This window comes from Desulfoluna sp. CLI2B, from assembly GCF_056847375.1.
In genome coordinates this window covers 2,193,263-2,206,980 of the sequence record NZ_CP186557.1, presented here as the reverse complement: position 1 = coordinate 2,206,980, position 13,718 = coordinate 2,193,263, and the positions used below count along the sequence as shown (strand labels likewise).

Sequence of the window (13,718 nt, the reverse complement as noted above, 5' to 3'; positions counted from 1 at the left end):
AGGTTCATTTTGCACTTTGTAACACAAAGCCAAAAAATCGTGTGAATCGCTTTGACTATCTGTGGATTTTTTTTGCCCGTTTTGAGGTGGAACGCCTTCTAAGGGCCTATGAAAAAAACACTCACCGGAAAAACCGATGCAAAAATGGGCAAAAAGGCGCACCCGGACACAAGGCCTCTTTAAGGCCGACAGGAATCAGGCTTTCAAGCATGGGTTAGGCTCCGACAAGCCGTTTTAAGGAGTACATCCCATCTATCCCTTTGACGCTTCGAGGAATTTTATCCCGTGCGGTTTGGTGCTTATCCTTGAACAAACCGTATGTTCTTTCGACAAAAGCCCTTGAGCCGATAATTCCTGAATCCGTGAAGTATCGCGTTTTAAACCGGAACCGTCTCACCCGGGCAATCTCGAAACCATGGGCTGTCTCCTTGTCAAGGATATGCTTTGCAAGGCTTGCCTTGCCCTGCTTTTCAACGGTACCCACATTGTAGAGAAATTTCCGGTAATCCTTCAAGCGCGCCACCCGGTCAGTCGTTCTGGAATCTTCAAGTCCCAAGTCCAATGAAAGAAAATCATCTTTGTTCCCCGTTTGCAGATGGTAACCTATGGAGCACCAGCGGTAATCCTCGGGACGCTTCACAATTCCAGCCCGCAGAGGGTTCAGGTCGATATACGCGAGACAATGGATCAAGGAATGCCCCTGCTGAACAAGAACGCTTTTAAAGCGTTCGCCCCAGAGAGTCCCTTTGCGATTTTTTCGTTTGTTGTAATAGACGGAAAAACATTGCTTGATATCTTTGACATAGGCAGACAGGCTGCAGAACCTTTCCCGGTAATCGTTAAGCAACCCGTCCGGAAATTCGGCGTCTCTCCCGTAAAGAATTCTGAATCGCCGTTTTACCTCGTCGTCGGAGACCATGGATTCGGGGGTGATCTCCACAAGCAGATGAAAATGATTGCCCATCACAGCAAACCCCAATACATCAACAACATAAATCGAGGAAAGGCGCTGAATGATGCTGACCAGCTTATCTTTATCGACCTGGCCAAAGGGGAGGCCTTCAAGTGCTGTCCGACTGATAATGTGGTACGCGGTCTTTTGTCCTGGATCCGTGACAACCAAACGGGGAATTCGCGGCATAACACCCTCCTTCCTGAAACCCGGAATAGATACGGCGATCGGTTGGTGTGAATCATTTAAAAATAAATCTTTTATAATTCAAGGATGATATCTTCGCAACCACTGTCTCACACATGGCAGAGGAAAGTCCAGCATTAAGAGCCTGTCCCCTGATGTGCGATGAGCTTGAAGTCAAATATAAATGCCAGCATAATGGTGAGGTGATGGCCTGCAGTGAACCTTACAGACAAGAGAGGTGCTCCATGAGGCTTGATTTATCTCGCTCCCTGGCAGGAGGATGGGTGATCGTTCTGTTGGTCGCCTGTATGACTCTGTCGTGTACCAAAACCACCACAACGCCTTTAAACGCGGAACAGGAAACACCAGGAGACGTGATTGTGTTCTACAGCCCCCCGACGGACCGGGAGTACGTGGAGCTGGGGCTTGTAACCACCCAGACAGGGCAGACCATTTTCCATGACCGAAGCGCAGAAGGTATGATTGAAAAACTCAAAGAAGAGGCAGCCAAACTCGGGGCCGATGCCGTGATCGTGCGGTCTGCCAACGAAGGGACCTGGGGACTGAAGGGCGGAGGCACCACCGGCTTTGATCGTGGCAACGCCCAGGCCGTTGCCATCAAGTTCAAGTGAAACATGAAAATCGAATAACCGGTATACCTTGAAATTCTAAAGAAATCACGCCCCCCGCCGGTTGATCCATGGGGCAAGACAAAAAGAACCTGTCCCCAAAAGGAAGCAAACAGAAATAATGAATTACATTCCGCGCAGTTCGAATCTTACGGGCAACGTGACCCAGGTGGGTTGGGTAGATCCGCTGGCGGAAAATCGCCATTTTTTAACTCCTTTTAGGGCGCTGCGATCCAGAACGCCGTGGCCGCTCGATTTCTTCAATTTTACCTCCTCCACGTGGCCGTCACCGGCCACCAGGATATCGAGAAGAACCACACCCTGATATCCCCTGCGGATGGCCGCTTTGGGATAACGGGGCTCCGGCGCGTAGACCGAGGTGGGCTGTGCGTCGGTGAGTGTTCCCCCGACGGCAGGTGCAGAGGCAGGCTCAACGGTTTCTTGGGACTCCTGATCGGTCTCTTTGGCCATGGCGACCGCAACCGGGGCAGACGGCTCGTCTGGTGTGGGCGAGGGCTCCGGATCTTCAGCCGCCACGGGCGGAGCAGGCGTGGGAAGCTCCTCCACGGGCTCAAGAACGGGGACCCTCTTTTTTGCCGCTTTCTTAGGTTTGATGCGCTTTGCCTGTGTTTTCTTTTTTTGAACAGGAGGCTTTTTGGAAGGAACTGGTTTTTTCTTTTTGGGGGGCGTTTTCTGGGGTTTCGGCTTTGCCACCGCTTTGGGCGGGACAGCGGACTGCACCGACGGAACAGTCATGGAAACGGAAATGGTGGTGCCGTGGGTGGGGGCAGACGGAGGAATGACCGATGCCGTGGGCAAGGGCACCAGGAAAAAAAAAGCATGCAGCAAGGCGGCTGCACAGGCGGAAAGCATCAGGCGATTCACGGCTTTGCCACCTCCGCCTGAAGGGCGATGTCACAGATTCCCGCTCCGCGGATGGTGTCCATGACATGGAAAAGATTTTGATACGACAGGTCTTTGTGGCCGCTGAGAATGACCTGCTTTTTTTTCTTCCCCTCAAAGTATCGCTTTACCCTGGCACCGAGGTCCGCCAGGATCACTTCTTCCTTCCCCATGAACACCCGGCCGTCTGCTTCCACTGAGATGATGAGCTCCGTTGTCTCCTCCATGTGCTCGGCCTGGGCGGACTCCGGGAGCTCAAGGCGGATGCCGTTGTGGTAACTCATGGAAAGCATTGCGTAGATAAAAAAAACGAGCAGGAGGAACACCACGTCGATGAGCGGCAACATGTCCGGCTTGTTCTTGATGCTGAAATCTCGTTTGACTTTCATCTGGAAAACCTTTTTCTTAAAAAACACCGCCTGAAAGGGATCCCCCCTTACATGGAGGCGATGGTGCCTTTCCGTATACTACGTAACATGCCCCGGGATTCATCACACAAGGGTATGCTCATACATTGCATGTACCCGGTACCGGGCTATTTAGATGATTTGTTCGCGCATGCTTATCCCCTGCCCCCGGCTGCGAGCTTTCCCTCTTCCGGACGTTGCACATCGTTGTTGCCGTTGGCTCTTTTTTCATAGGTAATCTCAAGGGAGGTGGCATATTTTTCGATGGCAAGGGCCGAAGCTTCGGCACAGGCGTTGAAGTAGTTGCAGGGAAGCAGGGTCAGAATACTGATGGAAAGGCCCGCAGCCGTCGTAATGAGAGCCTGGGCAATCCCCCCTGTCACGGCCTGGGGATCGCCGATACCCTTGGCCCCGAGCATATCGAAAGAATGGATGATGCCCACCACGGTTCCCAGGATCCCCAGCAGGGGAGCCACAGTGATGATGGTTTCCAGCACGCCCATGAAACGCCTCATCTTGCGCAGCTCATCAGATGCCGCGGATTCCATGGCCATGGCCATGGAGTAATCGCGATGCAGGATGCCGTTGATCAGGATACGGATAATGAAGTTGCGGGAGCCCCGTGCAGCCAGGCGGATCTCGTCCCAGAGCCCCTGCTCGGCAAGGTCCAGGACCCGATAGACCAGCTCTCGGTCCTTATCCCGCCTGATGCGGAGCCAGAAGATGGATCGCTCAATGATAAGGGTCAGTGACACAAAAGAACATAAAACCAGCGGAAGCATCAGCAGGCCGCCGCTTTTCAATAAGTGAATCATGTTGCCTGTACCTGTCTCGGAATGAAAACACCAAAGCCTCGCAGAAACAAAATCATTTCAGCAAGGCGCTGTGATAACAAGGGATCAATTGCCATGATCGCTGCGATATATAGCACAGATCATCCGGCAATGCGAGATGATCCCGTCAACAAAAAATCTCCGAATCCAGCCGGATATCATGGGAGGGGGGAGGGACGCCGTTGTCCCTCCCCTGCCCCTGATTCCAACCACAGATCAGGAGATACATGATGCTCCGAGTCAACGGGCGGAGCAACACCCCTTTTCCGGCCCTTTCCTTTGCATTCGGTTCAAAAAGAACCGAACCGCCCTCCGCAAGGAGGATCTCCCGCCCTCTTAGCAGCTGCCCAATCATACAGCCAAAGACGGGAAAAACGGGGGCGGCCTGCCCTGATGCGCCGGGCACGGCCTTCAAGGGGTTTTCAAGGGGGCGACGATGCCCCCCTGATTTTCCGCCGGTGTCACAGGTCCGGCGAAAATTGGTGAGCGGGGAAACCGGTCCCAGCCCGGGTCGTGGGGACAACCCGGATTAGTAGGACCAGGTTACCCCGGCAAAAAATCGGCGGCCCGGGATGGGGTATCCCAGAACATAGGCCGCATCTTCATCAAACAGGTTTTTCACTTCACCGCGGAGGGACAGGCTCCCTAGTTTGTCCGTGGTCAGCACGCGTTTGGTGATGGTGAAATTGGTCACGGTGACCGAAGGAAGCGTCACATCGGATGTTGACCAGTCTGGGTTGTATTTAACCACATCCTGGCTGCTCAGGTATGAGACGCTGAGATCCGAAGAGAACCCATCCAGATCGGTCAGAGCGATGCCTGCTGAAATATCGAGATCCGATGTATACTTGAGGTCTTTGTCGGTCTCTGCATCCTCGTATTTGAAAAGATGTGTCAGCGTGGCGTAGGGCCTGAGTTCCCAGCCCCCGAAGATGTCGGAGAATGTGTAGGAAAATTCGCCTTCAACGCCACTGATGGTTGCTTCATCCAGGTTTTTGTAGGTAGTAAATCCATGCTGCTTGTCAGTCACGATTTTATCATCATATTCGGTGGTAAAAACGGTGAGGCCTGTTTTTAAGCTACCACGGGTAATATCCACTCCCGCTTCATAGGTTCGGCTTTTCTCCGGGTTCAAATCCGGGTTGCCGACATAATGAGTCCCGTAAGACGTAAAATCAGCGGCCAGCTGTTCTGCAGAGGGCATGCGAAAGGCGTCGGCAACGGATGCCCTGAGCTTGACCTGCTTGGAGAGGTTGTAGACAACGCCCAGGCTTGGGTTCAGGTCATCATCGGATTTATCGCTGCCTTGATCTCCGGAAATATCTACGGAGTAGTGATCATACCGAGCCCCACCGATGAGAATTAATTTCTGGTCAAGAAGTTTAACCTTTCCCAGGGCAAATCCGGCTGTGTTGTCAAATGCTGTGTTATTCGGTGCACTGGGCTCGTTGGTCACATCATAATCCACCCAATCCACGCCGGTGGTAAGCCCGAATCGCTGACCATCGTATGAAACTTGGGCCTGAGCGCCCTTGCTGTCTGTTTCATGCACACTGGGAATGCCGTCATCCCACCCCGAGGCATTGCTATCTGAAGGGTCATTCCACGTGTCTTTGTCCGTTCCGCCGAAGTATCGAAGCATCCATGCCAGTGACGATGTGCTGTTTTTCCCGTCATAAGTAACGTCGTAGGAGCTGTTTTCCGAATCTTTTGTGTTGTCCAGGTCGTTGGCGTCGATACTGCCGGGGTTGCCGATGTCGTCGCCATCAAAGAGCGTATACGTCAATCCGATGCGGTGTCCGGGAGAAAACTCATACCCTGTGTTCAGGCTGGCACGAAGGATTCCATCATTACCCGTGTTCAAGTATTCCTTGCCGCTGCCTGTTTCGTAATCGCCTTCTTCGGAATGGGATACAGACGCAGAGAAATCGATTTTGCCAGCGGTTCCCGACACGTCAGTTCCAAATTCGTTGTAGTCATAAGATCCGGTCTTTGCGTAAGCTGAAACGGTGGGCTTCCCGGTCCCTTTTTTGGTAATAACGTTTACAACGCCACCCATGGCCGCCGAACCGTACTGAACGGCTGCAGGCCCCTTGATAATTTCCACTCGTTCAACATTTTTTGTGATCAGTTTGGCTGCGTTGCCGGTCCCTGCACGGCGACCATCAATGAGGATAAGCACATTACCCATCAGGTCGTTTCCATGGGTGTCTGTGCTGAACCCACGGATCTTCACAGTCGTCAGAGCTCCGGGATACTCGCGTATTTGAACGCCGCCCTTTTCCACAAGCAGCTCTCCCAAGTTTCTTGCCGAGGAGTTCTCGATTGTTTCCGAGTCAATCACCGTCACAGCCGCCGCCACTTCCGTAATGCTCTCTTTGGCTCGCGACGCGGTCACCACATATTCATCCAGGGCAGCGTCGGTTGCCCAGGCCGGGGAGCTGGCCGCCACCCAGGCGGCGACAGCACCGATCATCAGACTTTTTCTCATTACTTTTCCTTCCACAAGCATCAGACTTCTTTTGCACCGGAGGCGGCGATCCTCCATGCAGAACGACCACCTGAACCACTGCTGTTTCGAGTTGCGGGGGGCTTCCATTCAAGGGGGCTGGGTATAAGGAGAGAAGAGAGACACCTCGGGCGTTTCGCCCAAACAAAAAAAGCCCCATGAAGCCTACAATAAAAAGGGGGCATGGGGCCGTTTTTCCCATGTCGTCTGATCAGGTCTCCAGTTCCTACCGCGAGAACGAAACCCCTCACCTGATTGTACTTTACAAAAAGCATAAGCAGGTGAATTCACCCTGGCAGGTCTTCTGACTTCCGGATCGTCCGAACCCTCGCGCCTTCCCGCTCAGATCATGAGCAGTGGCGTATATACGAAGTTCGTCCCCGGTTACAGCGGCGGGCCCGTCCCCGATTCTCACGGGGTTCCCTTTTAAGCAGCATCTCTTTTGTTAAAAAAGAAGCGTGCACCAGAGATCAATTTGTATGTTTATCTACACAAGATATTCGACGTGTGTCAAACACTTTCTTATCTTTTTTGTCACCCCCTCTGTGCGTGAACAAGGGGCGCCGTTTTTTCCTTTTGCTCATGCCTGCAGTTAAGAGTGTAACGGTTTTATGTTACAGTAAAAATAAAAATGCATAACAATAAAAAAACAGATCCTGCGGCTTGACTCACCACGTCAATAGAAAGGCCTCACACCGTTTCCGCTTCAAGGACCATGTCCATAGCCTCTTCCAGGTGCCGGACAAAGAGCCGCACAATCTCCGGCATGTACCCGATACCCCGATCAATGAAGGTGGTTTCAATGCCTTCTGTTGCAAAGAGGTTTTTCCAGGAGTCTTCATCGTCGCCAGCCAGGTCTTCCAGGTAATGCACCCCGGCCACCAGCATCAGCGGAACGATCTTCACCCGTGTAAAACCGGCTGCTTTAACCGTACTTACGATATCCTCAGCCTCGGGAAAGCCCTCCACCACCCCAGTAAAGGCACTGGGGCCGTAGGTGCTTTTCAGCATCGCGTCCAGGCCGGGTGATCGGTGCCGTGGCCTATAAACAGGGTGGCTTCGTGTTGGAGGCGGTTTGCGGTTGCATGGTTTCCAGGAAATATCCGGGTTATGCATTGGCTTTGGTCATGCCCCAGGCAAACAACCCGATAAAGCCCAAGAGAAAAATCGCCGCATACCACATCACCCCGGATGAGGAGAGTTTTGTGGTCTCTTCCCTGGTCTCGATTTTTTCCATCTTGTACCCCTGGACCTTTCGGTCGCCGCTGCCGGTTTCTGTCACCTCAAGGGTTTCGGATTCTGACGGAGTTGCGGGATCGGATACCTGAGAGGCTTCGGCTTTTTCAACGGGCGCATTTGTATGGGGCTTTGCGGCCGCCAGGACCTTGTCGTGGACCGCTTTTTGTTTGGCTCGCTGATTTTCAAGGGTCGTTCCCACGGCCTCTTCCATGGCCAGGGTGAATTTTTCCACCATCTCCGGGGAGAGCATGCCGGGCATGGAGATAAGGGTCACCACCATCTGATTCAATAAGGGGTTGTTGCAGGTGTGGTCGCAGCAGGCCACGCCCTTTTCAATGACGCCCACGGCGTACTCTTTGGCCAAATTCTTCGTCACGGATTCGTCCGGGGCCCAGTACCCTTTCCTTACGGACTCAAGCATGCGGGCCGTAAGGGATTGATAGGCCCAGGGGTTGGCTTTGTTGAAAAACGTTTTCATGTCCAGGCCCAGGCTGTCATTCACATAGACGTCGTAGGTCTGCTGCCAGGAGGTCTCTTTGACGGCATGGGGAACCGTTACCTGCCAGCCCCACATGTACTCCACAAAATGGGCCATCTCACGTGCCCCGGCGTAATCCTCTTTTTTCATGGCCGCAATCCACTTGGGATTGATGTAGCGACTCCTGAGCTCCCGGCCGATGGTTTTGTCGATGCCCTCCACGGTGACGGCGTCCGGGCGATCCTGGCGGGTCATCACAACGTCGGGGCGGGTGCCCGTCTCTTTTTCCACGGCAAGGGAGAGGCCACCCAGGTACTGAAAGACATCGTCGTTGTCCATGGTGCCGTACAGGGCAGACGAGCTGCTGTGGACCGTTGTGGAAACGTTTTTAAGGTTCTCTGCCAACAATCCTTGAGCCTCCTCGCCCCAGAGGTCCTGGCCGAAGGCAAACCCCATGCGTCGCTTCCACACATCGGCGATCTCCTGATCGGACTCCCAGAATCCGCTCATGCCAGTCATTTCCGACACACCGTTACCGTAGCTCCCGGGTTTGCCTGTAAAAATGCGGACCCGGGAAAGAGTCTCGGCCCGTTCAGGGGAAATGCCCTGCTCTTCCAGCGCACGTCGGGTCCGTGCGCTATGCTTTGCCAGGAAATTCTCCACATCGTTGGCTGCGATGGCCTGCTGAACGGCCTTGTCCAGAAGCGTCATCTTTTCCGGAAACAGATCCCGGTAGAGCCCTGAAGGGTTGATAAGCACGTCAATGCGCGGTCGCCCCAGCATGGCACCGGGCACCACCCGCGTCCCGGAAACGCGCCCTGAGGAATCCCACACCGGCTCCACACCCATGAGCCACAAAACAGTGCCCTCGTTGATGCCCTCGTTTCGAAGGGTCTCCGTGGCCCAGAGAACCACGGCCACCTTTTCCGGGTACTCCCCTTTTTCACGGAGTTGCCGCTGAAGAATCTCTTCGCCGGCTTTGGCCCCAAGCTTCCAGGCCTCCCTGGTGGGAATCTTGCAGGACGAAATACCGTAGAAATTCTTGCCCGTAGGAACCGACAAAGGGTTTCGAATGGGGTCGTTCCCCTCCCCCGCCGGAACAAACCGGCCGGACAGGGCCCGCACCGTGCGTTCCAGCTCCAGATTACCGGAGTTCCGGATCCCCCGGGCCATGGCCTTGGTATCCAGGCCGGGCCGGAGTTCCGCCGCCAGCGCGGAAAAATCCTCGGCCTCCTGGTCCGACGGCGAGATACCGAAAGTATGGAGCCCGTGGGGCATGAGGGTCTCTTTCAGCTCCAGGATGGCGTGCTCCAGGGTCTCGATCTCCTCCTCGTCGTAGCTGGAAAGGGAGAGCTCCCCGTGGAACCCGGTCTTGACGGAGAGGGCCCTGATCTCCTCTAAAATGGCAGGCACGGTGGCGCTGCCCACGGCCTGCCCTCGGGTGAGCCGGTTGATGAGCTCATACAAGGTGGCGTAATCGCTGTGGAGGCCAGCTTTCTGGAACAGGGGCGTCATGTGATCGATGATTACCCCGCGGCCCCGTCGCTTGGCCTGAATCCCTTCGCCCACGTCATCGACAATGTAGGGATAGACATTGGGAAGGTCCCCCACCATCACCTCCGGGGGGCAGGACGGGGAGAGCCCGGCCTGTTTTCCCGGAAGCCATTCGTAGGTGGCGTGGGTGCCCAGGTGGATCATGGCGTCGGCTTTAAATCCGTTCTGGATCCAGAGGTAGGCAGCAATGTACTGGTGATGGGGCCAGACGCTGGGGTCGTGGTAGAGCTTCATGGGGTCGTCCCCCCAGCCCCTGGAGGGCTCGGGCATCATCACCAGGTTCCCGCTCATCACCACCGGCAGGATGAACTGCCCGTCTTTGACCATGATGGTGGAAGACTCCGGAGGGCCCCATTGCTTGATCACCGCGTCCTGAAAGGCCTTGGGAAGCGTTCGAAACCAGCCCGCGTAGGTGGCCACCGGAATCCGCACCACCTTGCCGGCTGCCAGCAGTTTATCCAGCTCGCCGGGAGCCCAGGAGCCGATGTTACGGCCGGTGCGCAGAATCATCTCCTTGATGGCGGCCTCGGAAAGATCTGCGTCAGCCCCCATCCGGTACCCCTCCTGCCGGAAACGGGCGATGAGGGTTTCGATGGATCGGAAAACGTTCAGATAACTGGCCCCGATGTTCTGTTTCCCCTGGCTGTGGTTGTAGTAGAGAAGGGCCAGCTTTTTTTCAGCGTTGGGCTTTCGCTGCAGGGCGATCCACCGCTTGAGGCGGGGCATGAGCCGATCCATGTTCTCCTCGATGGGCACGGTTGCAAACAGGGGTTTTCCTTTTTTCTGCCCCTGGACTTTCACCTTGCCTTCCAGGGGCGTCGGCTCGATAAGGCCCGAAATCTCGGGGTTTCCCACCGCCCACATCAGATCGGTCACAGGGATTCCCACAGGGTCTTTTCGCCATGCGTTGATTTTTGTGGAGTAGAGGGTGACGGCGTTGATCACGGGCACATCCAGATCCCGCAACCCGTTTTTGGTGGGCTCGGAAAGGGCCGAGTAGAACTTCATGGAAAAGGCAAGGACAAGGTCTCATGTGGTCCTTTTGGTGATTATTCGTCCAGGAGAAACCGGTCAAAGAGAACCTTCTCCCGCCCGAAACAGGGTAACACGTTAAAGCCCTCCTTTTCCAGGCGCTTGATAATGGCTGCTGCCGAGCCGTGGGCTCCCCGCAGGACAGACGGGGTGTAAAAGGTGACCCCGATCCAGGGTGCGCCGGAAACCGGGTGGTACCAGTTGCGGTACGCCTCCCAGAAACCGAAGAGCTCCGGCGCATCGGGGTGGTAGATGCCGCTTTCAATGCGCACCGGCTCACCTGCGCACCCCTCGGGACGATCCAGGGCCACAGCCACGGCACACCGGACCATGGAGGCAACATTGGCCTCGGTGAGCACCGAATACCACCCCCGGATCTTGTCATCAAAGCGGTACCCTTTTTTCTTGAGCCCCTCGGTGTCCCGGGAGCCCCGCAGGGCAAACACACTCTTTTCTGAAAAGTCCACATGGGTGTCCAGGTACGCGGGAAGCTCCCGGTGCATCACATCCACCAGAATCACGTCCGATGAGCGAAGGAAGGTGCGAGCCTTTTCAGAGGCATGGAGTTCGGCGTGGGTGAAGTAACGGGCCTCGATGTCCTCGGTGTCGCTGAGCTCGGAAAGCCCCCGGCTCACCACCCCGGTATCCGACTCGCTGATGACAAGGGAAACAGTGGTGGCGTGGACGGACACGGCAAAAAACAGACAGGCCAGACATGTGGTGACAAATACTCTCAATGACAATGCCTTCTCGTGGATAAATCAGATTTCAAAAAAACATACAAATGCGATGCCTCCGGCGGCCCTGCCGGGGGCCAAACTTTTAAAAAGTTTGACAAACAGGTTTGGGCTTATTCCATGAGAATTTTCGCGAATGCTTCACCCCGAGGAACGAGGGGGGAAGCATTCGTAACCTGGGGTCCAGGGAATTTATTCCCTGGCCGCCGGAGGCATGCTTTTGCAAACCGAACAGCCCCTGTCTACTTTTTGTATTCAATCCCCTTAAGCAGGGCATCCACGGCAAGGCCAAGGGGCTTGGGCAGGTCGGTGTCTCCGGTGAAGCTCTCATCGGAAACCTGTCCCCCTGCGATTTCCGTGGCCATCTGGTTGCACCAGCCTTTGTAGGCGGAAAGATCGGTGACCAGGCCGCGCTCCCAGGCATCGGAGAGGGCCATGGCGGTCTCCAGAAAGGCGGCGTATTTCGGTTCCAGCAGCAGGGTTTCCAGTTTGGCGTAGGCGGGGATGCCCGTACCGCCGGAAGATGTGTTGCAGGGGCAGGAGCTGTCTCCCACAAGATCGGAGACGGTAAGCTGCCGATCCTTGAGACGCCTGAACACGCTGCGATCCGCCGTGAGGCCGTTCTGCTTGAAGATCGCCTCGGTAACGGCTTCATAGACCGCCGTGGCGATGAGCTCGCCCATCTTGGTGTGTCCTCCGGCGTTGTCCACGGCAACGCCCTCCCCTTCGGCGATGAGGATGTTGTCCGTGCCCGTGCCCGTGGCAGGGTTCACCAAAGAGGTGTAGCTGCTCCGCACGTCCAGGTCCTGGAGGGCGGCGGTTTTGCCTTCGGTGGCCGAGATGACGGCGCGGCTCATGGCCCGCTTTGAAAGGTGCATGTTGGGCAGGATGATGATGTTGATGGTGCCGGGCTCGTAATAGCTGCCCATGTCCTTGCCCATGCGCATGGCGTTGGAGCAGACCCCGGCCGTTGCCAGCACCGTGACGCTCATGTCCCGGAAAGAGGCGGTTTTTTTGCTGAAGTTGTCCATGTCGGCACCGGTGAAGAGAAAGCTCGTGGTCTCCCCCTTGATCCCCAGCATGGCAAAAATGTCCTGCTTCATACCCTCAAAGCCCCCTTCGTGGGCCAGGCGCCAGCACTGGGGCGGCATGTAGTTGTTGCCCACGGTGGTGATGTTCTCCCGCCAGCCGTCCAAGGTGGAAAGAATGGTCTTGGGGGATGTGAAGGTCACCTCCAGGCTTCTGGAGGGAAAATCGTAGAGTGTGGCGTGGTTTAAGCTGGCTTTCTTTACGTACGTCAGGTCCAGGGGAACCGGCGTACGATCGATTATCGCATCGGGGTGGATCTGGTTTTTCCGAATGGAAAATTCTGCGGAATAGAGGTTTGACGAAAGCCAGGAGACAAAATAGCCCACATGGGTGGAGGCCCGACAGGTAAGCTCGCAGGGGTAATAGTCGATGCGCTTGTTTTTGACGGCGGGAATCGACCCAAAGGCCGGGTTGGCGTAAAGAAGCTCTGCGGCCTCTTTGTCTCCCCCGCATCCATAGATGACGTCCGGTTTGAAGTCGATCAACTCTTTGTCCGTCATGGAAATCACGGCGCCGTCGCGTTTGATCCCGTGGGGGATGCCCCCGGCCAGCTTGATGAGTTCCTGCTGAAAGGAGTCGGCCCCGGGGGTCATGATGCTGGTGCGGCCCATGAGGCGCATCACCCGTTTGCGTTTGTCAGCCGGAATCGCCGCCACTTTTTTCCGGATATCGGCAAGGACCTGCCGGTTGTCCGTGATGATTTTCTCCGCTCCGGCCTCGCAGCCCATGATGCGTCCCATGAGCCGCATCTGCTGAAAGGCATCGTCCACTGTGGCGGGGTCGAACTGAACCAGGGGCACAGACCCTTCAAGGGCCTCAATCATCTCCTTCTGGATGCCGGAGACAAACACCAGGTCGGGGTTAAGGGAAAGCACCTTGTCCACTGAGGGCCTGAAGAATCCGCCCACCACGGTCTTGGTGTTGGCCTCAGCGGGCCAGGTGTCGTGGAGGGTCACCCCCACCACCCGGTCCCCGGCTCCCATGACAAAAAGGGCCTCGGTGAGGGACGGCACCAGGGACACCACCCGTGTGGGCCGCTGGTCAAAGGTGACGGTACGGCCCGTGGAATCGGTGATGGTGACAGCCCGGGCAACGGGTAGAAAAACAAAGAGAAAAAGAGTAAGGACGGCCGCTGCCATCCCCCGGCGGATCCATGTCATGGTCGGGTTC

The 13,718-nt window shown here is 55.7% G+C and carries 10 protein-coding genes and 1 riboswitch; of the genes, 1 reads left to right on the top strand and 9 read right to left on the bottom strand.

Going from position 1 to position 13,718, the window contains the following annotated elements; all coding sequences use genetic code 11:
* Positions 1 to 214: 214 nt before the first annotated feature.
* Positions 215 to 1,141 (bottom strand): transposase, encoded by a 927-nt coding sequence (locus ACOYW2_RS10575; protein ID WP_482770371.1) that lies wholly within the window; start codon positions 1,139 to 1,141, stop codon positions 215 to 217.
* Positions 1,142 to 1,518: 377 nt separating this feature from the next.
* On the opposite strand from ACOYW2_RS10575, the gene ACOYW2_RS10570 reads away from it, so the two are divergent.
* The gene (locus ACOYW2_RS10570; protein WP_218951113.1) at positions 1,519 to 1,770 is read left to right on the top strand and encodes a hypothetical protein; all 252 of its coding nucleotides are present in this window, start codon (positions 1,519 to 1,521) and stop codon (positions 1,768 to 1,770) included.
* Positions 1,771 to 1,893: 123 nt separating this feature from the next.
* Here the strand turns inward: ACOYW2_RS10570 and ACOYW2_RS10565 are convergent, their stop codons facing one another.
* From ACOYW2_RS10565 to ACOYW2_RS10530, 8 genes are all read right to left on the bottom strand, one after another.
* Positions 1,894 to 2,652, bottom strand: a complete 759-nt coding sequence (locus tag ACOYW2_RS10565) for an energy transducer TonB (protein ID WP_482770370.1) — start codon at positions 2,650 to 2,652, stop codon at positions 1,894 to 1,896.
* Complete coding sequence (locus tag ACOYW2_RS10560) at positions 2,649 to 3,059, bottom strand: ExbD/TolR family protein (protein WP_482770369.1); 411 nt, start codon at positions 3,057 to 3,059, stop codon at positions 2,649 to 2,651. Before ACOYW2_RS10560 ends, ACOYW2_RS10565 begins: the two co-directional genes overlap by 4 nt.
* Before the next feature lie 173 nt (positions 3,060 to 3,232).
* Positions 3,233 to 3,892, bottom strand: a complete 660-nt coding sequence (locus ACOYW2_RS10555; protein ID WP_482770368.1) for a MotA/TolQ/ExbB proton channel family protein — start codon at positions 3,890 to 3,892, stop codon at positions 3,233 to 3,235.
* Positions 3,893 to 4,439: 547 nt separating this feature from the next.
* Positions 4,440 to 6,401, bottom strand: coding sequence for a TonB-dependent receptor plug domain-containing protein (locus ACOYW2_RS10550; protein ID WP_482422878.1), 1,962 nt, complete (start codon positions 6,399 to 6,401; stop codon positions 4,440 to 4,442).
* Positions 6,402 to 6,696: 295 nt separating this feature from the next.
* A riboswitch (cobalamin riboswitch) is annotated at positions 6,697 to 6,902 on the bottom strand.
* Between the two features lie 207 nt (positions 6,903 to 7,109).
* Complete coding sequence (locus ACOYW2_RS10545) at positions 7,110 to 7,430, bottom strand: sirohydrochlorin cobaltochelatase (protein ID WP_482770367.1); 321 nt, start codon at positions 7,428 to 7,430, stop codon at positions 7,110 to 7,112.
* A 97-nt stretch (positions 7,431 to 7,527) separates the two neighbouring features.
* Positions 7,528 to 10,698, bottom strand: a complete 3,171-nt coding sequence (locus ACOYW2_RS10540; RefSeq protein ID WP_482770366.1) for a cobaltochelatase subunit CobN — start codon at positions 10,696 to 10,698, stop codon at positions 7,528 to 7,530.
* Between the two features lie 41 nt (positions 10,699 to 10,739).
* A complete protein-coding gene (locus ACOYW2_RS10535) occupies positions 10,740 to 11,465 on the bottom strand; it encodes a cobaltochelatase subunit CobN (RefSeq protein WP_482770365.1) in 726 nt (241 codons plus the stop codon).
* A 236-nt stretch (positions 11,466 to 11,701) separates the two neighbouring features.
* A complete protein-coding gene (locus ACOYW2_RS10530) occupies positions 11,702 to 13,708 on the bottom strand; it encodes a helical backbone metal receptor (RefSeq protein ID WP_482770364.1) in 2,007 nt (668 codons plus the stop codon).
* Positions 13,709 to 13,718 lie beyond the last annotated feature (10 nt).